A 24,380-nucleotide genomic window follows, 5' to 3' on the forward strand; every position below is an offset into this window, starting at 1 on the left:
CAAAATTATTCCTTATCTCTGCAGCAGAAATTATCTCCATAAGAAAAACCGGAAAATATGTCTATTTTTGCCGCATCTATTTTTTAAGTAATGAGTTTAAAAAAATCACTTTTCATTGTCATTCTGATCCTTTTAATTGATCAGATAAGTAAAATATATATCAAAACGAATTTTGTTCTAGGGGAGTCAGTAGATGTCTTTAACTGGTTCAAGATATTATTTATTGAGAATGAAGGCGCAGCATGGGGTACCAAGTTAAGTGATATACTTCCAATTTCAGATGAGGCAGGAAAACTTATTCTAACTATTTTTAGGCTGTTTGCAATTGTTGGTATCGGTTATTGGTTGTGGGATAATATAAAAAAACATGCTTCTAAAACGTTAATTGTAGCAGTATCTCTCATATTTGCTGGAGCTTTGGGAAATATTATAGATTCTGTCTTCTATGGAGTGGTTTTTAATGATAGTTATTCTCAAGTGGCTACCATGTTTGCAGCAGAGCCTTATGGGAGCATTTTTCATGGGAAGGTAGTAGATATGCTTTATTTTCCAATGATTGATACTGTATGGCCAGAATGGGTGCCTATGGTAGGAGGAAATACCTTTCGTTTTTTTGAGCCAGTGTTTAATATAGCTGATATGGCTATAAGCACTGGAGTGGGGATTTTAATCGTCTTTAATAAAAAGGCCTTCGGAGAACCATCTAATGATGCTAAAACGAATAAATCCGATCAGGAGTAACACAATAATCCATAGGCACGTCGTGTGGCTCGCTATCGGAAATTAAAGTCTCGGCAGCAAAGAAGGATAAACCAATTTTAATAACGTCAGGTCTACACTCCTGTAATAAGGTGTCGTAAAATCCTTTTCCATAGCCTACTCTATTGCCTTTTAGGTCAAAAGCTAGTAAAGGCATGAATACTACATCCAATTTTTTTGGTGGCACCTCAATTCCATCAACAGGCTCGGGAATGTTCCAATGATTTTTCTTTATTATAGTATTGTCGGTAAGTAGATAATTGATAAGATTTTTATCATCTACCATTTTCGGAAGTACAACATTTTTATCCTTTCCTTGCAATATAGATAGCACCATGCTGGTGTCTACTTCTTTTTTTTCTGATATGGAAAGGAATAAATGGTAATAAGAATACTCCCAAATAGGAGCTTTTAGGAGCTGATTAGCTATAGCTAAGCTAAATGCATCAAGTTGCTGATTACTAAGATTTTTACGACGCTCGTTATATTGTAATCGCAAATCCTTCTTCAGCATAATATAAAATTGTGAATAGGCTATCTAAATTTTTAAGGGGAAGTAGTCTGTATTTTATAATTGAGAGAACTAATCTTTTGAGGAGACTCTTAAATTATAATATAACTTTAAAACACCCATTAAAAACAAGTAGGTTACTAAGGTGATAATGTAGCTGTCCATTTTCTAATTGGCTTAAGATTAGTCAAATATAGGAAAAAAGAGTTAGGTTTATCCATAAAGAGCACAATTTAATCGATGAAATGCACCTTTTTTAACATTTGATTCTGAATTAAGTACATTATGCTTTAGGTGTTTTAAACAATTTAAGAGGGGTAAACTGCTGTAAATAAGCAATATAGTGATTTTTTCAATATTAGAAGTTGTTTTCAGTTGATTTTAGGTGTTTTGCCGATAGATTTATCATTTTAGCGATTTTTTTTGGAATATAAAGAGTAAAGTAAGGTTGTTTTTACTCATTCTAAAGGATGGTTATGTTTGTTATTTCAATACGACAAATGAATTTTATAGGTCATTAAAAATCTGTAAATTCTATGTGCTCTAAGAAAATCGCAGTAATTTTCGTTTATAATTAAGAAAGGAGAAACCTTAAAAATAATGCCTCATATTCCACTTGAAGTTCAGTTGAAATCGTTGCCGGATAATCCGGGAGTATATCAATTTTATGATGCCGAAGAGAAGATTCTCTATGTAGGGAAAGCAAAAAACCTTAAAAAAAGGGTGAGTTCTTATTTTAATAAAAACCACGAGTACGGTAAAACGCGAGTGCTAGTAAAAAAAATAAAGACCATTCGGCATATAGTGGTGCCTACCGAATCTGATGCCTTGCTTTTAGAGAACAACTTAATTAAAAAATATAGGCCTCGATACAACGTTCTATTAAAGGACGATAAAACCTATCCTTGGATTTGTATTAAAAATGAAAGGTTTCCAAGAGTATTTTCTACCAGAAGGTTAATTAAAGATGGGTCGGAATATTTTGGTCCCTATACTAGTATGAAAACGGTCCATACCTTATTAGATCTTATAAAAAGCGTATACCCCTTGCGTACCTGTAATTATGATCTCTCTCCCGAGAAAATAGCAGCTGATAGGTATAAGGTGTGTTTAGAATATCACTTAGGGAATTGTAAAGGGCCTTGTGAAGGTTTGCAAACAGAAGAGGATTATAGGCGGCAGATAGCGGATATCAGGGAGATTGTAAAAGGGAATTTTAAATCGTCACTCCATTATTTTAAGAATCAGATGAAGCAATTAGCTGAGGAGATGAGGTTTGAGGAAGCTCAGAAGATAAAAGAGAAAATAGAGGTGTTAGAGAATTATCAGGTAAAATCTACCATTGTAAATCCTAATATCAATAATGTAGACGTTTTTAGTATTGTCTCTGATGAGGCATATGCTTACGTTAATTTTCTTCAACTTTCCCATGGATCAATCATAAGGTCTCATACCATGGAGATTAAGAAGAAATTGGATGAAACAGATGAAGAGCTATTGCAGTTGGCTGTGGTAGAGATTAGGAATCGTTTTAATTCGCAGTCTAGAGAGGTGTATCTTCCTTATAAGGTAGAGTTAGAGGATCATTTGAAAATTGTTGTACCTAAATTGGGAGACAAGAAGAAAATATTGGAGCTGTCTGAGCGAAACGCTAAGTTTTTTAGACAAGAGCGTTTTAAACAAATAAAAATAATTGATCCAGATAGACATGTTAAACGATTGATGGCGCAAATGAAGACCGATTTAAGGCTTTCGCAAGAGCCCAGGCATATAGAGTGTTTCGATAACTCTAATATTCAAGGTACTCATCCAGTAGCAGCTTGTGTGGTTTTCAGAGATGGTAAACCGTCTAAAAAGGAATACAGGCACTATAATATTAAAACTGTTACAGGGCCAGATGATTTTGCCTCTATGGAGGAGGTGGTCTATAGGCGATATAAGCGACTAATGGAAGAAGAGCAGTCCCTACCGCAACTCATAATAATAGATGGAGGGAAAGGTCAACTTTCCTCTGCCCTAAAAAGTCTAGATGCATTAGGTCTTAGGGGGAAAATAGCTATCGTGGGAATTGCCAAAAGGTTAGAAGAAATATTTTTTCCAGAAGATCCAATTCCGCTTTATTTAGATAAGAAGTCCGAATCCCTAAAGACTATTCAGCATCTTAGGAATGAGGCACATAGATTCGGAATTACCTTCCATAGGAACAAAAGGAGTAAAGCCGCTATTAAATCAGAATTAGAATCGATAAAAGGTATCGGTAAAAAAACCGAAGAAGAGCTGTTAAAGAAATTTAAGTCGGTTAAAAGGATAAAAGAAGCATCTTTGGACCAATTGGCAGCAGTTATTGGGGAATCTAAGGCGAAAATAATTTATGAATCCTTTCATTAAACTCGTACTTTAGTAATATGTCGAAACTCCTAATCCTTATTGTCTTATTCTTTTCTCACATGGTGCTATGGGGGCAGGACGTTAATGATTCTAAAGACTTAAAAGTTGGTCTTGTTCTTAGTGGAGGAGGAGCTAAAGGGCTTGCTCATATTGGGGCATTAAAGGTGATAGAGGAAGCTGGGGTGAAAATAGACTATATAGGGGGTACTAGTATGGGGGCTATTGTAGGGGCGCTTTACGCATCAGGGTATTCGGCTTCTGAGCTAGATTCTATTTTTAAAAGCACTAATTTTATGGCGCTTATCCAAGATAATGTACCAAGAAGCTCCAAAACCTTTTACGAGAAGGAAGATTCTGAAAGATATGCGGTTACCCTTCCCTTTAGTAGGTTTAAAATAGCAATTCCGCAAGCTATTTCTGGGGGTCAAAGTATTTACAACGAGTTGGTTAGGTTGCTGTATCATGTGAAAGATATAAATGATTTTAGTAAGTTAAAAATCCCTTTTATATGCATGGCGACGGATGTGGAAACTGGGGAAGAAGTGCGTTTAGATCGTGGATATTTGCCTCAGGCCATTCTGGCTAGTGGTACTTTCCCTTCGTTATTTAGACCGGTAGAGATAGATGGGAAGGTGTTAATAGATGGCGGGGTAGTTAATAATTACCCTATAAAGGAAGTGAAAAAAATGGGAGCCGATATTATTATCGGAGTTGATGTGCAACATGGTTTATCTGATAGGGAGTCTTTAGCATCTGCAACCGAAATTCTATTGCAGATTAATAACTATAGAACGGTGAAGGATATGCAAAAGAAGTCGGAACTGACGGATATTTATATTTCACCAGATATAAAAGATTACTCGGTGATTGATTTTGCTTATGGTAAAGCAATAATAGACAAGGGAGAGGAAGCTGCGCGTCTAAAATTTGATGATTTACTTCAGATTGCAAAGGGCCCCGTATTGGAGGGGCGGCATGGGATAGTGCCCGCTAAACTTAAAGATACCATTCGCGTGAATGAAGTTATGATTCAGGGGAATCATAACTATTCTAGGGCCTATATTATGGGTAAGTTGCGGTTTAATGAAGATGACGACATCACCTTTGCGAAACTACAACGGGGGATTAATAACCTATCGGCTACCGGAAACTTTATGTCTATTAAATATGAGTTGCGAAGTAACGGAGGTGGGGATGGACTTCTGCTTAATGTAAAAGAAAACCCAAATAAAATGTTCATTAGATTGGGACTGCATTATGATGAACTTTATAAAAGTGCCGGAATTCTAAATTTAACGCGGAAGAATTTTTTGATGGATGATGACGTGGCTTCTTTCGATTTTATTATCGGAGATAATCTTAGGTATAGATTAGAATATTATGTGGATAAGGGATTCTACTGGAGTTTTGGGATGAACTCCCAATTTGATCATTTTAATAAGGAGGTAGATTTTGACCTTATAAAATCTAATTATGAGGTTGATGCTAGCTCTAATATTCAAAAAATAAATCTAAGTGCTACCGATTTTACCAATCAGGTGTATATGCAAACGGTGCTAAAGGAGGAGTTTGCATTTATTTTAGGTCTTGAGCATAAGTTGCTGAAATATAGTACTAAAACACTTAGTCTTTCGGCACCTACAAATGCGCCTAACCTTCCCTCTAATGGTCGAACTTATTTTGAGAACAGTAACTTTTATAGCGCCTATGGAAAACTGACCTATGATACCTACGATGATATTTTCTTTCCTACCAAAGGGCTTTATTTTGATGGCGATTTTCATTTCTATTTATTTTCGTCCGACTTTAATAATAACTTTAAAGAGTTTAGCGTAGGAAAGGCTAGGATGGGCGGTGCATTTTCGCTGTTTAATAAGGTGTATTTAAACTTGGAGACCGAAGGTGGTTTTAAATGGGGGGTTTCTCCTGTTGCTTCAATGGATTTTATATTGGGAGGGTATGGTACCCAATTGGTAAATAATGCCATCCCTTTTCTAGGGTATGATTTTTTAAGCCTTGTAGGAAATAGTTATGTTAAGGCAATGGTTAAGGTAGATTATGAGTTTTTGCCAAAAAACCATATTTTACTAGCTGCAAATGTTGCTAATGTTGGAGACGACCTATTTAGAACAGCAGATTGGTTTGTGCCTCCCGAATATACGGGATATGGAATTGGCTATGGTTTAGAATCGTTTATTGGTCCTATTCAAGTATATTACTCATTTACTCCAGAGCAAAGGGAAAACCACCTCTTTTTTAGTGTGGGGTATTGGTTTTAAGAAGTTTATAAGATTTAAATTATATGAATTAACATATTAGGACCGTGTTTATTCCGATATTTGTTAGAGAGGGTCTAAATAAATGCCAATGTTGGACTATAGGGTTGATATAACTGCTCATCTTAGGGCAATGTGGTAAAGGATATCAGGATTTTTTTTGGTAACCCGATTTTTAGAAGGAGTATGTATTCTAATCCTCTAAAGATGTATTTTTTAATGGATACAATTCAACTTAAAAACAGTAACATGGCTACAGATAAAACTTCTTTAAACTTGCCTAAAGAGAACCTAGAGGCAGAAGATTTCTTGCCAATCTTGGGAACAGATTATATTGAATTATATGTTGGGAATGCTAAGCAGGCGGCGTATTACTATATGTCTGCTTGGGGTTTTCAACCATTGGCCTATTCTGGCTTAGAAACAGGCCTTAAAGACAAGGTTTCCTACGTGTTGCAGCAAGATAAAATTAGATTAGTGTTAACCTCTCCCTTAAAATCTGGAGGGGAAATAAACAAACATATTGAGGCGCATGGCGATGGGGTAAAAGTAATTGCCTTGTGGGTAGACGATGCTAGAAAAAGTTATTCGGAGACCGTAAGTCGGGGTGCAAAAAGTTACATGGAGCCTAAGGTTTTAAAAGATGACGAGGGAGAGGTGGTGCTGTCTGGAATACACACCTATGGAGAAACGGTACATATTTTTGTAGAACGCAAAGCGTATAAAGGGGTTTTTATGCCGGGGTATAGAAGTTGGGATCCTTATTACAAAGCTTCGGATGTAGGTCTAAAATATATAGATCATATTGTGGGAAATGTGGGGTGGAATGAAATGAATAAATGGTGTAAATTTTATGCCGAGGTAATGGGTTTTGCACAATTAGTATCTTTTGATGACAAGGATATTTCTACGGAGTATACGGCTCTTATGAGTAAGGTGATGAGTAATGGAAATGGGCGTATTAAATTTCCAATTAATGAACCTGCATCGGGGAGGAAAAAATCGCAAATAGAAGAGTTTATAGATTTTTATAATGGGTCTGGTGTACAGCATATGGCGCTTTCTACAGATAATATCATAGAAACCGTTAGTTCTTTAAAAGCTAGGGGGGTAGAGTTTCTTACTATTCCATCTAGTTATTACGAGGATGTTTTGAGTAGGGTGGGAGAAATTGATGAAGATTTAGCGCCCTTAAAAAAATTAGGGATACTTATAGATAGAGATGACGAAGGCTACTTGTTACAAATATTTACTAAGCCAATTTTAGATAGGCCAACAATGTTTATAGAAATTATACAGCGAAAAGGGGCAAAATCGTTTGGGAAAGGAAACTTTAAGGCGTTATTCCAGGCAATAGAAAGGGAGCAGGAGTCGCGTGGCACCCTTTAGGAAGCGTGATTTTCTTAACTGTTTCCCAATTTTATATTTCAAAATATTAAATAATGTTAAGGTAAGCGTTAAAGTAAGTTAAATCCTATTTCAGAAAGTATTCTTGTTTTAAATTTGTACTCGCAAGGGGTGGTTCCCTTGCAACTTTAAGTATTGGTTTTTCATAATTTAAAGTTTGGTTGGTTATTTAGGAAAGCCCAGTTTTACGACTGGGCTTTTTTTATGGACAATACTTTGGAATAATTCTTGTTTAGGTTAGTAGCGAATAAAGCCACAGTTCAAAGGTTTTTATTAAATTTACAACATTAAGCAAATATGAAAAAGATAAGTATTTTCCTAGTTTTAATAATGAGTTTTTCTCTAAACTCCCAAAGCCATCCCACTAAAGAATGGGATACCGATCCTGTTTCAGATTCAGAAGAGGAAAAGGTGTCTGCATTTAAGCCAGGGGAATGGTTAAAGTTTCGTATCCACTACGGTTTTTTAAATGCAAGTTACGCCACATTACATGTTACCTCTAAAAATTTAAATGGAATTCCTGTTTACCACGTTGTTGGTAATGGGAAAACCACAGGCTTTGCTAGTATCTTTTTTAAGGTAGATGATACTTATGAGAGTTATTTTGATAAACGAGATGGTAGGCCTTATAAATTTATTCGAAAAATAAATGAAGGTGGGTATACCAAGGATGTTGAGGTTAATTTTGATTATGACTCCGAAACTGCTGTATTGAAAGATAAAAAGAACGATAAAAAGTTTAATTTTACTATTCAAGAGGATATCCAAGATTTAGTTTCTGCATTTTATTATATTCGCAACACTTACAAATTTGAGGATTTGGTAGTTGGCCAAAGTATTAAGCTTGATGTGCTTTATGATGATGATGGAGTGTTTAATTTTAAGCTAAAATATTTAGGTAAAGAGGTTCTGAAAACCAAATACGGTAAGGTTGAAAGCCTAAAGTTTAGACCCTATGTGCAATCCGGAAGAGTCTTTAAGGAGCAGGAGAGCTTAACATTATGGGTTTCCAATGACGAAAATAAGATTCCGTTACGTATACAGGCAGATTTAAGAGTTGGTGCCATTAAGGCCGACTTAGATGGGTATAACGGACTTAAACATCAATTTAAAATAATAATGGATTAGAATGGATAAAGATCATATAGATTCCCAGATTTCCAAATTAGAAGAAAAATACAAGGACTCCGGGCAAGATCTTAGTTCTTATTTAGACGGGCTGCTCTATCAGCGGTACTTAACTTATTGGGATTATATTAATTTGGATACCCTGCTTAGTATTCAAGTGCCTAGAACGCATTTTCCCGATGAGGAGATATTTATAATGTACCATCAGATTACCGAGCTATATTTTAAGCTTATACTGCACGAACAAAAACAACTGGTGGATGATAAATCTCAAGATGTTGATTTTTTCATAGAAAAGGCGAACCGAATAAATAGCTATTACAAAGTACTGATCTCCTCTTTTAGCGTAATGATAAAAGGTATGCAGCGGGAGCAATTTATGCAGTATAGAATGGCCTTATTGCCGGCTAGTGGATTCCAGTCTGCTCAGTACAGAATGATAGAGCTCTACGCTACCTCTATGGAGAATTTAGTTCATTATTCCGAACGCGATAATTTTTCTTCTGATGATACTATTGAGGAATTGTATGAGCAAATCTATTGGAAAAAAGGTGCTACCGATAAAACTACAGGAGAAAAGACACTCACTCTAAAGCAATTTGAATACCGTTATACTCCTAGATTGATTAGGATAGCTAAGCAAGTGCAAAACAATACCATTTATAATAAATACCAACAACTTCCGCAAGAGGCCAAGAATAATAAAACATTAATTGATGCGTTAAAAGCATTGGATATGAATGCGAATGTGAACTGGCCATTAATGCATATGGGGTCGGCTTATCGATATCTTACCAAAGATGATACCCAAATAGAAGCTACTGGAGGGACTAATTGGAAGCAATATTTACCTCCTAGTTTCCAAAAAGTGATATTTTTTCCAGAATTATATACAAAACAAGAGTTAAATAATTGGGGAAAACAATGGGTAGACCATATCTTTAACCCCGAAAAAGTAAATAGTAACGATGAGTAAGTATTGGGTCCTAGTTTTTAGTTTAGTCTTTGTTGTTTCCTGTAAAGAAAGCAAGAAGGAAAGGGATGATGTGGCAGAATTGGTTACCATAGAGAAGCCTGTGGTAATGGAAGAATTTGGCTTTAATTTGAATGAATTTGAGGTGCTTAGGGATACCGTAAGGAAAGGAGATATTTTTGGTGAGATAATGCTAAAAAATAAAGTATCCTACCCTAAGATAGCTGCTATTACTGAAAATTATAAAGATACTTTTGATGTTCGTAAATTTAATATAGGGAAGCCGTATTTAATTTTAAAATCAAAAGACACCGTCAATACTGCTCAAGTTTTTATCTACCAAGACGATCCTATTAATTACACTGTAGTAGATTTGCGAGATAGCGTAGTGGCTTATAAGAGAAAGCAAAAGGTAAAATATGTAGAGCGTGAAGCCTCTGGCGTTATAGAAACCTCCTTGTCTGAAGCTATTTTGGCACAAGGAATAGATTATAACATTACTAATAGGTTATCTGAAATTTACGCATGGAATATCGATTTTTTTAGATTGCAAAAAGGGGATAAGTTTAAAGTTATTTATAAAGAGAAATACATTAACGACTCTATTTATGCTGGTGCAGGAAAAATAGAATCTGCTTATTTTGAGCATAATGGCGAACCGTTTTACGCTTTTAATTTTGTTACAGATTCTGTAAGGAATATCAGTGAGTATTATGATCAGGAAGCAAAGAATCTTAGAAGAGCATTTTTACGTTCTCCGGTAGAGTTTAGTAGAATATCTTCTCGCTATAATCTTAATAGAAGAATTGCATATTACGGGTATAAAGTACGGCCTCATAAAGGAACGGATTACGCTGCTGCGATTGGAACGCCTATTAGAGCAACGGCAAGTGGAACTGTGGTAGAGTCTACTAGAAGAGGCGGGAATGGTAAATACGTGAAAATAAAACACAACGGTACTTATAGCACGCAGTACCTGCACATGAGAGTGCAACATGTGAAGAAAGGTCAGTATGTAAAACAGGGGGATATAATTGGTGAGATCGGGATGACCGGAAATACCAGTGGTCCGCACGTATGCTACCGTTTTTGGAAAAATGGGGTGCAGGTAGATCCCTTACGAGAAAAGTTGCCTACGGCAGATCCTATTGCTGATAGTTTAAAAACACAATACTTAGAGTATATAGCTCCATTAAAAAATAAGTTAGACTGTATAGAATTCATAGAGCTTCCAGAGGAAGATCTACTTACTTTAAATAATTAATATGGCCATAAAGCATAGCAATCCTACTAATACCAACGCTTGGAAAGCATTATCATCTCATTTTAAGGAGAGTTCAAATAAAACAATAAGAGAATATTTTTCCTCAAACCCAGATAGAGCCAAGGAATTTTCTATCACATGGAATGATTTTACATTGGACTATTCTAAAAACAAAGTTTCTGGAGAAACTATGGAATTGCTTTTGCAATTAGCCAAGGAAATGGGGCTGCAAAATGCTATTAGTGATCAGTTTAATGGGAAACATATTAATGAAACTGAAAATAGAGCGGTTTTACACACAGCTTTAAGAGCAAAAGAGTCTGATGTTATAAAGGTAGATGGGGTAAATATTGTCCCAGAAGTGTATGCTGTTAGAAAGAGAATGCAGCAATTTTCCGATTCTATAATTTCGGGCGGTGCAAAAGGGTATACTGGAAAAGCCTTTACCGATGTTGTAAATATTGGAATTGGTGGATCTGACCTAGGACCAGAAATGGTAGTAAAAGCCCTTAAATTCTATGGTAACCATCTTAAGATGCATTTTGTTAGCAATGTAGATGGGGATCATGTGCATGAAACTTTAAAAGAATTAGATCCAGAAACTACCTTGTTTGTTGTGGTTTCTAAGACTTTTACTACTCAGGAAACACTTTCTAACGCAACTACTATAAAAAATTGGTTCTTAAAATCTGCAAAGCAAGAAGATGTGGCCAAACATTTTGCTGCGGTATCTACGAATACTGAAAAAATTGCCGAATTTGGAATAGCATCGGAAAATGTTTTTCCAATGTGGAATTGGGTGGGAGGCCGTTTCTCTCTATGGAGTGCGGTAGGTCTATCTATATGTCTAGCCGTAGGTTATGATCATTTTAGTGCTCTTTTGGAGGGGGCTAATGAAATGGATACGCATTTTAAAGAGGCAGATTTTGATCAGAATATACCTGTTGTACTGGCATTGATTAGTGTTTGGTATAATAATTTTTATGGAGCCGAGACAGAGGCTGTTATACCTTACTCTCAATATCTATCTCGTTTTTCAGCCTATCTTCAACAAGGAGTTATGGAGAGTAACGGGAAAAGTGTAGATAGGAATGGGAATCCGGTAGATTATCAAACAGGTACAATTATTTGGGGGGAGCCAGGAACTAATTCGCAACATGCCTTTTTTCAATTAATCCATCAGGGAACTAAATTAATTCCTACTGATTTTATTGGATTTAAAGAATCCCTATACGGAGACGACGATCATCATAATAAATTAATGGCAAACTTTTTTGCCCAAACCAAGGCTCTTATGAGAGGTAAGACGGCCGAGGAGGTAAAAGAAGAGCTTAAAAATCAAAATAACGGAGAGGCTGCTGTACAATCTATTGTACCTTTTAAAGTATTTGAAGGTAATAAGCCAACCAATACCTTGCTTATTAATAAGTTGACTCCAAAATCTCTTGGTGCTCTTATAGCGTTATATGAACATAAAATATATGTGCAAGGGATAATTTGGAACATTTATAGTTACGATCAGTGGGGAGTAGAATTAGGTAAGCAACTAGCCACTGCGGTTTTAAATGATATAAATGGTCAGTCTGTTGCGGATCATGATGGTTCTACGTTAAATCTTTTAGCTTTGTTTAAAAATTAGTCCGAAAGTTTTGCGTTTTTCGCTAATCGTCAGCAACTTATTCTTTGCTGTATTTCTTACTTGAGTTTTTTTGTTAATTTTGCGCCAACTAATTTAACATTGAATTAATATTCTGTTGCAAAAAAATAAACATGTTTGCAGCGTTAATTAAAAACTCTTTAACTCAAGAAGGATGAGAAAAATTTACTTGGTTTTTGCTTTAGTATTAAGCACGGCGGTCGGATTTGCACAGGGTGTAATTACCGGTTCTGTGGTAGACGGTGATTTAGGCGGACCTTTGCCAGGGGCAAATGTTATGGTTCAAGGCACCACTACTGGTGTTGCTGCTGATTTTGACGGGAAGTTTAGTATAGAAGTTCCGCAAAATTCTGGTACGCTAGTGATTTCCTATATCGGATTTGTTAGTAAGAAGATCAAATTTACTAAGACAGGTAATATTGGTGCTATTACTTTATTGCCCGATGCAGCGGAGCTAGAGGGTGTAGTAATTATTGGTACAGGGGTAATTGATTTGGCTAAAGATAGGCAAACTCCAATCGCTGTATCTACTATTAAGGCTGCTGATATAGCGCTTAAAGGTGGGAATTTAGAATTTCCAGAATTATTAAAATCTACTCCATCTGTTTATACATCTAGGAGTGGAGGTGGATTTGGAGATTCTCGAATCCAAGTTCGTGGTTTTGACCAATCTAACACGGCGTTCTTATTAAACGGACAGCCAATTAACGGAATGGAAGATGGTAAAATGTACTGGTCTAACTGGCAAGGGGTAACGGATGTTGCTAATGCGGTTCAGGTACAAAGAGGATTAGGTTCTTCTAAATTAGCTATTTCTTCCGTTGGAGGTACTGTAAACATCGTTACCAAAACAGTAGACTCTAAAGAAGGAGGTTTTGTACAAACTATGGTAGGTAATGATAACTACCTAAAGACTTCTGCTTACTATTCTACTGGATTAAGTGAAAAAGGATGGGCGTTTTCTACCCTTTTAGGTCACTGGCAAGGAGATGGTTATAACGATTTTATGTCTGGAAATGGTCAGACTTACTTCTTCTCTGTAGGATATGTTCCTAATGAAAATCACACCTTTAACTTTTTAATTACAGGTGCTCCTCAAATTCACGATCAGAGAAACAGATATACTATTGCTACCCTTTTAGAAAAAGGAAAAAGGTATAATGATCAGTGGGGTTATTTAAATGGTGAGTTCATGAATACTTCAGGAAACTACTACCATAAGCCAATAGCTAACTTAAGCTGGGACTGGAAAATGAACGATAGATCAGAATTGTCTACTGTGCTTTATGCGTCATACGGTAGAGGAGGATCTATTGGATTAAGAAATTACAGCTCACAAGGAGATGATAATTTTGACTTAACTGGTCAATACAGATATAATAGGTCATTACCATTAAACTCTAACGGTTTAATTGTAGGGGAAAGAAGAGCTAATGGCCGTCAGGCAGATATTTTAAGATCTAGTGTTAATGAGCATAGATGGTTTGGTATTGTAACTAACTTTAATCACCAAATCAACGATGTATTAAGTTTTAACGTAGGTTTCGACGGAAGATCTTATCACGGAGAGCATTTTAGAAGAGTAGTAGACTTCTTAGGTCTTGATGGATGGGATGATGATACCAATAACGAACAATTGGGATCAGACTACGTAATTACAAAGTCGTATAGTCCTAATCCTTGGAAAGCAACTTTCCACAGTACACCAAGAGATCAAAGACTTGGTTATGATAACCCAGAAGATATTCGTTACCTAGGTGGTTTCACTCAGTTAGAGTACGCAGGTGAAAAACTATCTGCTTTTGTACAAGGTGCAGTATCAACTCAGTCTAACCAAAGATTTGATTACTTTAATTATGCTGAAGGAAACGAAGCTTCTGAAAAAGTAACCAACACAGGATTTAATGTGAAGACTGGTGCCAATTATAACTTTAATGCACAACATAATATTTTTGTTAATGCTGGTCATTATTCACGTCAGCCTTACCAAGATAATATGTTCCTGAACTTTAGAAACGATATAAACCCATTATTAACCAATGAGAAAATCACTGGTTTCGAAGCTGGATACGGGTTTAGAAGTAGTGTTTTTGCTGCTAACGTAAATGCTTACCACACTACATGGGATGACAGAGTAGTTAGTGGTAGTTTAAGTTCTGGAGAAGGATTTTATCAGTTTGAAGGCGTAAAACAGGTGCATAGTGGTGTTGAAGTAGATTTCACTTTAAGACCAACCGATAACTTGCAGTTTAGAGGATATACTTCTATTGGTAACTGGGAGTATGACGGAGATGCTAGTCAGACTGTTTATGATGATAACCAAAATGTGGTAGCAGAAGGGGATCCTTTATATCTAAATGGAGTAAAAGTAGGTGATGCAGCTCAGTTCACTTATGGTTTTGGTGGTAAATATGAATTTGTAAAAGGGATTAGTATTGATGCAGATTTTAACCAATACGATAATCTTTATGCAGGATTCTTACCAACTGATAACGAATTTAAAACTCCTGATAACAGAGGTTCAGTGAAATTACCATCTTATGGGTTATTAGATGCTGGATTAACCTTCGATTGGAAAGTTAACCAAACGTATGATCTAGTATTTAGAGTGAACATGAACAACGTTTTAGATGAGGAATATATTTCTGAATCCTTGAACAACAAACATGCAGAGGCTGGAGATGTAACTTATAAAGGAGTTAACGTTGCTAACCAAGCCTATTTTGGTTTTGGTAGAACTTGGAACGCTAGTATCCGTTTGAAGTTTTAATTATAACTTCTAAAATAATTATTAAACCCTGCCATTGGCAGGGTTTTTTTATGCATAAAATTCAGTACATTTATGGCTTAAACTTATATCTATGTACGAAGTATTATTAAACTCACATTCTTATTTGGCCTACGTGGTTTTGGCCGTACTTTTTTTAGCGGTTGCTAATGCAATTTTAGGGTGGACAGGGAAAAAGGACTTTACCTTGACCAAAGATTTTAGAATTAGTTTGTTTGCTATGATTCTAGCTCATCTACAGCTTTTAGTAGGGCTAATTCTTTTCTTTGTTTCTCCTAAAGGATTAAATGCCATTCAAACATTAGGTATGGGAGGTTTAAGTTCTGCCGCTCGTTTAGTTGCTGTTGAACATCCTTTTATAAATATTATTGCACTTGTTTTTATTACCATTGGATGGTCTAAGCATAAAAAAATATTAGAAGCCAAAGGGAAATTTAAAACAATTACCATTTTCTACGGTTTAGGATTGCTGTTATTTTTAAGTAGAATACCGTGGACACAATGGCTTAACTAATACGAAAGTATATTTGAAATACAATTCTAATTTAACCACCAATATTTTTACCATGAAAAACTTATTTACAATATTATTTTCCCTAACAGCCGCATCTATGATGGCCCAAGAAATATCTCTTTTTAATGGGAAAGACCTTAGCGGTTGGACCATTCATGGCACTGAAAAGTGGTATGTAGAAGATGGGTTGTTAGTATGTGAGAGCGGTCCTGACAAAGGATACGGATATCTAGCCACAGATAAACATTATAAGGATTTTGACCTTACACTAGAGTTTAAGCAGGAAGCAGATGGTAATAGCGGGGTGTTTATAAGATCTACCGTAGATGGAACTACTGTAAGCGGTTGGCAGGTAGAAGTAGCCCCTCCAGGACACAATACCGGAGGTGTGTACGAATCCTATGGTAGAGGTTGGTTAATTAAGCCAGATCCATCTAAGGACAGTGTTCTGAAGGAAGGTGAATGGAACACAATGAAGATTAGACTTTCTGGAGGTACCCTAATCTCTTGGTTAAACGGTACAGAAATGGTTAGGATTACCGACGACAAGATAGCAGAAGGCGAAGGATCAATAGCGCTTCAGATACATGACGGTGGGGGAATTAGAGTGAAATGGAGAAACATTAAACTTTCCATACCACAATAAAAAAACTAGGGCAAGGGCCTTATTAGGAATATGTATACTGGGAAATGATCACTATAGCCTCCAACGTAATTGCCATTGGCATAGGTGCGCAAGGGATAACCCTTATACTTCCCTTTTTTATCTATTAAATAAGAAGGATTAAATATACCCGCCTTCCAATATTTATACCCTGGAGTAGGGGCTAAATATAGGTTGGCGGTAAAGTATATTTGGTCAAATAAATTCCATCGGTCTCTATAGGCCAGTGAGCCTATTCCTTTCTTATGGAGGTTTTCCATAGGATTGTATAATTCCGTTGGCTCTAGGATTTCTTCCTTAGTCTTTATCTTTAATATTTTCTTTAAGCTGTAGTCGGTAGGGTCATCATTTAAATCGCCCATACTTATAATCTTGGCATCAGGAGATTGTTTAATAATAGAGTCTATTATTCTTTTGTTTAACTTGGCTGCTGCTATTCGGTTAGGTCTACTTCTGGCCTCTCCGCCACTCCTAGAGGGCCAGTGATTAACAATAAAATAAATTGATTCGCCATCTAGTAGTCCGCCTACTACCAGTTGGTCTCTGGTGTAGTCCCTATATTCATCTTGTTTAGTTAGGAGTAGCCTATGACTGCGAAAAGAAGTAGGTAGAAATGCCGTCTTTCGAAATAATAGTGCCACATCTATTCCGCGTTCGTCTGGAGAATCAAAATGGATGATATCATATTCTAATCCCCGTAGGGTTGGATGCGATATTAAATCTATCAATACCGATCTATTCTCAATTTCACTCAAACCAATGATATCTGGCGCGTTGTTAGTAACATCCCTTCCAATCTGAGATAATACCTTGGAGATATGGTTCAGTTTGGCTTGATAACGCTCTTTAGTCCATTGGTTTTTTCCTAAAGGGGTGTAATCGTCATCAAAGATGAGAGTGTCCTTATGAGTGTCGAATAGATTCTCTACATTATAAAAAGAGACCGTCCTTATTTGGTAGCTTTTTGCCTCTTGACAATACATCCTTATGGTCATGGAAACGAATAGCAGTATAGTGAAGGTTTTGGTCATTTCTTAATGATAATCAGTGTAATTTAACTAAAAAGTCAATAAATCTTAATTTTAACCATATTTTATTTGTAAAATAGCAATAAATTAACTCTTGTTTTAATAAAAACTAACCTTACTACATGGTTAAGCCTCTAGTTTTATCGCTATTTATTTTTGCTAGTCTTCAAGCTAGGGCACAACAAAAAATGGAGGTATATGGGGTTGTTTTAGATTATTATAATCATGAAGTTGTTTCGGGTGTGCAATTAGAATTACCCAGAAATCAGGTAGCCAACCCTGACCCTATAAGTGGGAAATTTGTTTTTACGGTAAGTCCTAACGTAGAATATATTTTAACCATTCAGGCTCAAGACTATATTTCCAAACGTATTCCTTTTATAGTAACAGATCAAGCGATAGACCTGGGAACTATATTTTTAGAAAGAGATATCACCTATGAGAAGTCTAATAACCTTATTACCCTAACAGATTCTGACCTTCTGGAGGATGAAATGAGTTCTATAACCTCCGGAATGTTACAAGCTAGTAAGGATGTTTTTCTTAACCGCGCTGCATTCGATTTTGGACAGGCGTTTTTTAGGGTCAGGGGATATGGGTCAGAAAATGGACAGGTGTTACTCAATGGTATCCCTATGAATAAAATGATAAACGGTAGGCCGCAATGGAATAATTGGGGTGGCTTAAATGATGTAACCCGGAATCAGGAATATACTCATGGACTTCAGCTGTCTGACCATACTTTTGGTGGTATTTTGGGAAGTACTAATATAAACACAAGGCCCTCTGGTTTTAGAAAGGGAACCCGTATTTCTAGCTCCGCCTCCAACAGAACCTATGCTGGGCGACTAATGGCCACCTATTCTTCTGGTAGGGGGCAAAATGGATTAAGTTATAGTGTATCTGCATCTAGACGTTGGGCCAAGGAAGGATATATAGACGGCACTCTTTATGATGCTTATTCCTTATTTGGAGCTGTAGAATATACGGTGGACCAAAATAATAGCTTGTTGTTTACAGGAATGATGACGCCAAACCGGAGAGGGAGATCTTCTGCAATTACAGAGGAGGTTTTTAATTTAAAGGGAGCAAAATATAATCCTTATTGGGGGATTCAAGACGATGAGATACGGAATGCTAGAGAGAGAAAGGTGGCAGAACCCATACTTATGCTAAATCATTTCTATAGCGCTGGTAAATGGGATGTTAATACCGGAATCTCTTATCAATTTGGTACTGATGCCAGAAGTAGGTTGGGGTATTACAATGCTCCCAATCCAGATCCGACTTATTATCGTTATTTACCAAGTTTTTATATAAATAGCCCTATAGGTGCCAATTTTGTGAGTGCTAATATGGCAAAAGATGGATTTTTAAAAAATCCACAGTTAAATTGGAATCGGTTGTATAAAGCAAATACGACCCCTACTATGGAGGGGAAATCTTCCTATTTACTATATGATGATACGTTAAAGGAAGTTCAGTTGAGTATTAATAGTGTTGCTAATTTCCGGATAAGTCCTTCTATGAAAATGGATTTTGGTGGTACTTTCCGCGATGTGGAATCTGATAATTATGCTCAAATAAAGGATTTATTAGGAGGTGATTTCCATGAAGATGTAAATCGTTTTTCCAATACATTAAACGATGTAGAGGGTAATGTATTGAAAGCTGAAGGCGATAAATTTAATTACTGGTATAAGATAAATTCCCAAGTTTTAAGTCTTTTCTCTCAGTTCAGTATAACAAGAAATAAATGGGAGGGATTTTTAGCAGGAAATTATTCTACTACCTCCTACCAAAGGGAGGGATTATATAGAAACGAACGTTATAATGAGAATTCTATGGGCAAAGGGGAGAAGGCAGAATTCTCCAATTTTGGTGCTAAGGGAGGGTATACTTATAAATTTAACGGTAGGCATTGGATATCCCTTTCTGGAGCTTACATAATGAAGGCACCTGTTTATCAGAATGTATTTATAAATCCTAGAGAGAACAATGATATAGTTCCTAACCTACAGTCCGAAAAGATAAATACTGTAGATATTAATTATTATCTGCGAATGCTAAAGTTAACTGGAAGGGTTACCGGATTTTATTCGCGTTTTCAAAACACCACAGACATTAATTTTTTCTATGTAGATGCAGGGGTGGGGAGCGATTTTGTACAAGAGGTAGTTAGTGACTTGGACAAATTGCATATGGGTGCGGAATTGGGGTTGGAATATCAAGTATCGTCCTCGGTAAACTTAACGGCTGTTGCTGCGGTAGGTAAATATCTTTATGCTAGCGATCCCATGGTTACCATAAACTTTGATACATCTGGAGCAGAGGATGAGATTATTGACCCATTAGGAATAAGTAATTTGGGAGTTTCCAAAATAAAGGGGCTTAAACTATCACAGGGACCACAACTGGCGTATGCCCTAGGAGTAGAATATAGAGACCCAAAATATTGGTGGATAGGCGCTACAACAAATTATTTAGGGAATAAATATGCAGGAATTTCGACCATCACAAGAACGGCAAGTTTTTATATCGATCCTGATACCGGGAGTCAATTTCCGAATGCTACAGAAGATAATGTGCAGAAATTGTTAAGGCAACAAGAATTGGACGATATCTATTTGTTAAATATTGTAGGAGGTAAATCTTGGTTGAAGGGAGGTAAGTATATCGGTGTTTTTGTAAGTGTGAATAATATTTTTGATTTGTCTTATCGGACCGGTGGGTATGAGCAAAGCAGAAATGGAAATTTTGGTCAGTTGCTCCAAGATAGTCTAAGTGGAAGTCCGTCGTTTGCCCCAAAATACTGGTATGGGTATGGGCGAACCTATTTTATCAATCTAGCCGTTAGCTTTTAGTGCTTATTGACGAAAAGTACACCTTATAATTATAAATCGAACTAAAGCAAATGTCCAACCAATCAATGAGCAATATGAACTCTTTAAAACATAAGGCACAGATTATAGTTTTTAGGAGTGCTGTGTTTGGGCTACTTATAATTATTGGATGCGTAAAAGATGTTGATTATAAGACTCCAGAAACTATCTGTTCTACTAATTTACTTGCAAATGCTAGTTATAAAGAAGTAAAGGATCTTTATATAGATCGTACCATACAGATACAACAAGATCTAGTTATTGAGGGGTATGTAATTTCATCCGATAAGAGCGGAAATTTTTTTGGAGTACTTTATTTTCAGGATAGCCCAACAGATCCATCACATGGTTTTCAAATAGAATTAGATGTTCGCGATACTCACTTGTTTTATCCTGTAGGCAGTAAAATTTTGATCGCCTTAAAAGGACTTTATTTGGGTAAAAGTAAAGGGGTGTATAAACTGGGAGGTCAGTTCACCTCTTTTGGCAATGTTTCTGTGGGAAGATTGCCTGCTTCGGTGGTAGATCAACATCTTTTTCTTAGCTGTGAGGAAGCTGTAACCATAGTGCCTCAAACTATTGATGTAGGAGACTTAAAAGAAAGCTATACCAGTACTTTAGTGCGTCTAGAAGGTCTAGAAATAAGAGAGGATCAAGTGGGACTGCCTTTCGCAAATGCCAAGGAAGCCACCAAAAGAAGTTTGGTAGATTGCTTAGATCAAGAATTGATATTGTTAAATAGCGGGTACGCAGATTTCCAGGCAGATAAATTACCTAATTTAAATGGGAGTATCAGTGGGGTATTAGTGAAAGAGAATAACACTTATTTATTAGCAGTACGAGAATTAGAGGATATTAACTTCACCGAGGAACGTTGTGCTGATGTGGTAAATGAATTTACGTCGACCAGAATATTTATTTCTGAGCTTGCCGATCCAAACAATAATCCGGAGGGACGTTTTGTAGAACTTTATAATGCCGATAGCCAACCGTTAATTTTAAATGGGTGGCGTTTGCTCCGATATACCAATGCTAATTTGGAAGTAAGCTCTACCATAGATCTCTCAGAATTTACGGTAGGAGGAGAAAGTACTTTAGTTATATCCCCTAATGCTGCCTCTTTTGAAGCTATTTATGGCTTTCCTCCAGATTTAGGGGTTGGTAAAAACAGTCCGGCAGATTCCAATGGAGATGATAATTTTCAATTAGTAGATCCCTTTGGAACAGTAATAGATAGTTTTGGAGTGATAGGGGAAGATGGTTCGGGTACCAATCATGAGTTTGAGGATGGAAAAGCAATTCGAAATCCTAATATTGTGCAAGCAAATCCTGAGTTTACTTTTGGTGAGTGGACTATTTATAACGATAGTGGAGAGAATGGAACTATAAATTTGCCACAGGATGCGCCTGAGGATTTTAGTCCTGGTATACGTTAGGAGTTTAGCTAGATTTGTAATCGGTCAAAAGTTGTATTAAATCATTAGATTCAACTGGTTTTACTATATAATTATTGACGATTTCATAGCTTTTTGCTCTTATTATATCTTCTGGATTCACCGAAGAACTGATGACAAAAATTGTAACATTGTCAGTATTGGCATTAGGTATTTTCATAAAATCCTCTAGGAATTCCCAACCATCCATTACGGGCATATTAAGGTCAAGAAAAATTACCGAAGGAATTTTTTCTCCAGCCTCAACCATGGCCTTCACCCCGTTAATAGCATCTTGCCCATTATTATATACAACAACCGTTTTAGAGAAATCTACCTTTTTCATAGTTCTCTTAATGCCATATACGGAAATTGGGTCGTCATCTATAATGCAGCTATTTTCAATCTTGCTCATACCGTCCATTCATTATATCTATTTAGTAGGTTTGTGGGGACCGTAAGGTAATTTTAAATGAAGTGCCTTCGCCTACTGTGCTTTCTGCAGTGATCGTTCCGCCCATGGCCTCTATTTGGTTTTTAGAGATAAACAGGCCAATGCCTTTAGAATCGTTATGCTTATGGAAAGTTTTGTACATGCCAAAGAGCTTTTTTCCATGTCTTTTTAAATCGATGCCCAATCCATTATCGGAAAATTCTATGATTATATGGTCATCATTCTGTAAGGTAGTTATATTAATCTTAGGTTGGCGATCAGGACTACTATATTTTATGCTATTGGTAAATAAATTTAATAATACACTGTCTATATATGCAGGAATAGCCAGTACCTCAATATCTTCTTTTACGTTAATCTCACAAAGCACATTCTTTTCCTTTAAAAGAACATTTATGTTGTTTCTTACGCTGGTTATGGCTTTTAATAAATTTATTTTATGAAGATTTTTCTTGGCGCCCAGGCTTATTTGTACCACTTCATTTAAATGACTCACAGTTTCATTTAGCCCTTCTGTAGCGGCTATTAACATATTTTCAATATTCTTCCTTTCCGCTTCATCCTCCTCCTCTGTAATGTATTGGGTTAGCATGGTTAAGTTAGAGGAATGGGAGCGTAGGTTGTGGGATACTATATGAGCAAAATTTGTTAAGCTATTGTTTTGATTTTTAGTGATGTTAAGTAGTTCGGTAGTTTTTTTGTCTGCTTCAATTCTTTCCGTAATATCTAATATTTGTGATATAAAATGGGATATGTCATTAGAAGGGGTTCTTACTGCGGTTACAGTTAGAATAACATGTACTATTTTACCGTTCTTGTGTATGTACCGTTTTTCTATCTGATAACTATTTTTTTTACCAGCTATAACTTCTTCCATATGTGCTAAGTCTTCATCTAAATCCTCGGGTAAGGTTATATCTTGAAAACTTAGTTTTAGTAATTCTTCTGGAGTATAACCAAGACTGTTAGATAGACTCTGATTTACTTCTAGCCAGGAGCCATCAGTTGATACTAAGGCCATTCCTACAGCAGAAGATTCAAAAGAGCCCCTGAAAGATTGTTGATTACTATCTAGTTTTAGTTGAGTGTTTATTAATTCTGTAATATCCCAATTGGTACCGACTAATTTTAAATTGTTTCCAGCGTCATCTTTATAAAGGGCGGCAAAGGCTTTAATATATCTTATGTTGCCATTTGGGTGAACCACTCTAAATTGTGTCTTATATGGATAGGACTCCTCTAGTGTTAATTTAAGTTCTTGTTGACATCTGCTAAGATCATCAGGGTGAATAAAATTTTCCCAAGTCTCATAGTGATTGTTAAAATCACTTTTTTTTATTCCATAAAGGGAAAACATCTGATCATTCCAATCTAAGGTGTTTTGTTGACAATTTAATTCCCAAATACCAACATTTGCAGCTGTAGTAGCTATGCGTAGTTTTTCTGTATTTTTTTCATCCTTCAGGGTTAATTTTTTAGTCTCGTCTATATCCTGAAAGAGACCATAAAGTCTTACACATTTGCCATTGATAAATTCTGGTGTTCCTTGGGCTCTAACCCAAATCTCCTTCCCTTTTGCGGTAATTATCTTCAACTCTGTGTCCCAAGGCTCTTCTTTATTAATGGCTAAATCTACAAGAGAGGTTATTTTATCTCGACTTTCTCCTTCTTTATAAAAATTGATACTTGTTTCTAGAGATGGGGAATAATCTTCTGGAACTTCATGGATTTCTTTAGTAATTCTAGACCAGTAAACGGATCCGGTGATTAAATCTAGTTCCCAGCCTCCCAATCTTGTAATGTTTTCTGCTGCTTTTAAGAGCTTACTTGTTTGTTTAAGTTTGGTAATGTTGCTAACCGTTATTATTAGGCCATTAGGATTACCCTCTTCATTGGTGTTCTGATTTATGCGCCATTGGTACCAATAACCCTTTCCAGAGGCATCTATGTGTTGTAGTTCTACTATAGATAGTTCTGGTTTTTCAAGGCAGCTTTCTAGGGTCTCAAGAAATATTTTTGGAGAATTAGGAACAACATCAAAAAATGATTTCCCAGTGATGTCTTTTTGTTTAATTCGTAACTCATCGAACCATAAGTCAGAAAATTTTGTGAAGACTAAATTTTCATCTAGTATAGCAATAGCAACTGGGGTCGCTTTAATTGACATGCTGTGGATGGGTTTTTTCAACAACCATATTTTTGCTAGGGTTAACTCTTAAAAGATACTAATTTTATTGCTATGGGGTATTGATTT

The 24,380-nt window shown here is 36.2% G+C and carries 17 protein-coding genes; 13 read left to right on the plus strand and 4 right to left on the minus strand.

Annotated features, from left to right (window positions below; all coding sequences use genetic code 11):
* The first annotated feature begins 90 nt into the window (after positions 1–90).
* Positions 91–741, plus strand: coding sequence for a lipoprotein signal peptidase (locus tag H344_RS0101370; RefSeq protein ID WP_026808644.1), 651 nt, complete (start codon positions 91–93; stop codon positions 739–741).
* Here H344_RS0101370 and H344_RS0101375 read toward each other — a convergent pair.
* Complete coding sequence (locus H344_RS0101375) at positions 713–1,273, minus strand: 5-formyltetrahydrofolate cyclo-ligase (RefSeq protein ID WP_026808645.1); 561 nt, start codon at positions 1,271–1,273, stop codon at positions 713–715. The genes H344_RS0101370 and H344_RS0101375 overlap by 29 nt on opposite strands.
* A 597-nt stretch (positions 1,274–1,870) precedes the next feature.
* Here H344_RS0101375 and uvrC point away from each other — a divergent pair.
* From uvrC to H344_RS0101425, 10 genes are all read left to right on the plus strand, one after another.
* Positions 1,871–3,658 carry an excinuclease ABC subunit UvrC gene (gene uvrC / locus H344_RS0101380; protein WP_026808646.1) on the plus strand — a complete coding sequence of 596 codons (1,788 nt, stop codon included), beginning with the start codon at positions 1,871–1,873 and terminating at the stop codon, positions 3,656–3,658.
* A gap of 17 nt (positions 3,659–3,675) precedes the next feature.
* Positions 3,676–5,937, plus strand: coding sequence for a patatin-like phospholipase family protein (locus tag H344_RS0101385; RefSeq protein WP_026808647.1), 2,262 nt, complete (start codon positions 3,676–3,678; stop codon positions 5,935–5,937).
* Between the two features lie 246 nt (positions 5,938–6,183).
* The gene (gene hppD / locus H344_RS0101390) at positions 6,184–7,323 is read left to right on the plus strand and encodes a 4-hydroxyphenylpyruvate dioxygenase (RefSeq protein WP_026808648.1); all 1,140 of its coding nucleotides are present in this window, start codon (positions 6,184–6,186) and stop codon (positions 7,321–7,323) included.
* A 315-nt stretch (positions 7,324–7,638) separates the two neighbouring features.
* Entirely contained in the window at positions 7,639–8,469 is an 831-nt protein-coding gene (locus H344_RS0101395; protein WP_026808649.1) for a DUF3108 domain-containing protein, read from the plus strand.
* 1 nt (position 8,470) lies between these two features.
* Positions 8,471–9,445: a tryptophan 2,3-dioxygenase family protein gene (locus tag H344_RS0101400; protein WP_026808650.1), complete on the plus strand. Its 975-nt coding sequence runs from the start codon at positions 8,471–8,473 to the stop codon at positions 9,443–9,445.
* Complete coding sequence (locus H344_RS0101405) at positions 9,438–10,706, plus strand: peptidoglycan DD-metalloendopeptidase family protein (protein ID WP_026808651.1); 1,269 nt, start codon at positions 9,438–9,440, stop codon at positions 10,704–10,706. Before H344_RS0101400 ends, H344_RS0101405 begins: the two co-directional genes overlap by 8 nt.
* A gap of 1 nt (position 10,707) precedes the next feature.
* A complete protein-coding gene (gene pgi, locus H344_RS0101410) occupies positions 10,708–12,345 on the plus strand; it encodes a glucose-6-phosphate isomerase (protein ID WP_026808652.1) in 1,638 nt (545 codons plus the stop codon).
* Between the two features lie 172 nt (positions 12,346–12,517).
* Positions 12,518–15,133 (plus strand): TonB-dependent receptor, encoded by a 2,616-nt coding sequence (locus tag H344_RS0101415; protein WP_026808653.1) that lies wholly within the window; start codon positions 12,518–12,520, stop codon positions 15,131–15,133.
* A gap of 91 nt (positions 15,134–15,224) precedes the next feature.
* The gene (locus H344_RS0101420) at positions 15,225–15,665 is read left to right on the plus strand and encodes a hypothetical protein (protein ID WP_026808654.1); all 441 of its coding nucleotides are present in this window, start codon (positions 15,225–15,227) and stop codon (positions 15,663–15,665) included.
* A 52-nt stretch (positions 15,666–15,717) separates the two neighbouring features.
* On the plus strand, positions 15,718–16,311 hold the full coding sequence (locus H344_RS0101425; RefSeq protein ID WP_026808655.1) for a 3-keto-disaccharide hydrolase: 594 nt from the start codon (positions 15,718–15,720) through the stop codon (positions 16,309–16,311).
* Between the two features lie 5 nt (positions 16,312–16,316).
* Here H344_RS0101425 and H344_RS0101430 read toward each other — a convergent pair whose 3' ends face one another.
* Positions 16,317–17,360: an endonuclease/exonuclease/phosphatase family protein gene (locus tag H344_RS0101430; protein WP_026808656.1), complete on the minus strand. Its 1,044-nt coding sequence runs from the start codon at positions 17,358–17,360 to the stop codon at positions 16,317–16,319.
* Positions 17,361–17,479: 119 nt separating this feature from the next.
* On the opposite strand from H344_RS0101430, the gene H344_RS0101435 reads away from it, so the two are divergent.
* Together H344_RS0101435 and H344_RS0101440 are read left to right on the plus strand one after the other, a co-directional pair.
* The gene (locus tag H344_RS0101435; protein WP_026808657.1) at positions 17,480–20,221 is read left to right on the plus strand and encodes a TonB-dependent receptor; all 2,742 of its coding nucleotides are present in this window, start codon (positions 17,480–17,482) and stop codon (positions 20,219–20,221) included.
* Between the two features lie 50 nt (positions 20,222–20,271).
* Positions 20,272–21,675, plus strand: coding sequence for a DUF5689 domain-containing protein (locus H344_RS0101440; protein ID WP_051254008.1), 1,404 nt, complete (start codon positions 20,272–20,274; stop codon positions 21,673–21,675).
* Positions 21,676–21,679: 4 nt separating this feature from the next.
* Here the strand turns inward: H344_RS0101440 and H344_RS0101445 are convergent, their stop codons facing one another.
* On the minus strand, positions 21,680–22,087 hold the full coding sequence (locus H344_RS0101445; protein WP_026808659.1) for a response regulator: 408 nt from the start codon (positions 22,085–22,087) through the stop codon (positions 21,680–21,682).
* A gap of 22 nt (positions 22,088–22,109) precedes the next feature.
* Complete coding sequence (locus tag H344_RS20940) at positions 22,110–24,293, minus strand: PAS domain-containing sensor histidine kinase (RefSeq protein WP_051254010.1); 2,184 nt, start codon at positions 24,291–24,293, stop codon at positions 22,110–22,112.
* Positions 24,294–24,380: the final 87 nt, after the last annotated feature.

The sequence above is a fragment of the Arenibacter latericius DSM 15913 genome, from assembly GCF_000424985.1.
Classification (GTDB): Bacteria; Bacteroidota; Bacteroidia; order Flavobacteriales; family Flavobacteriaceae; genus Arenibacter; species Arenibacter latericius.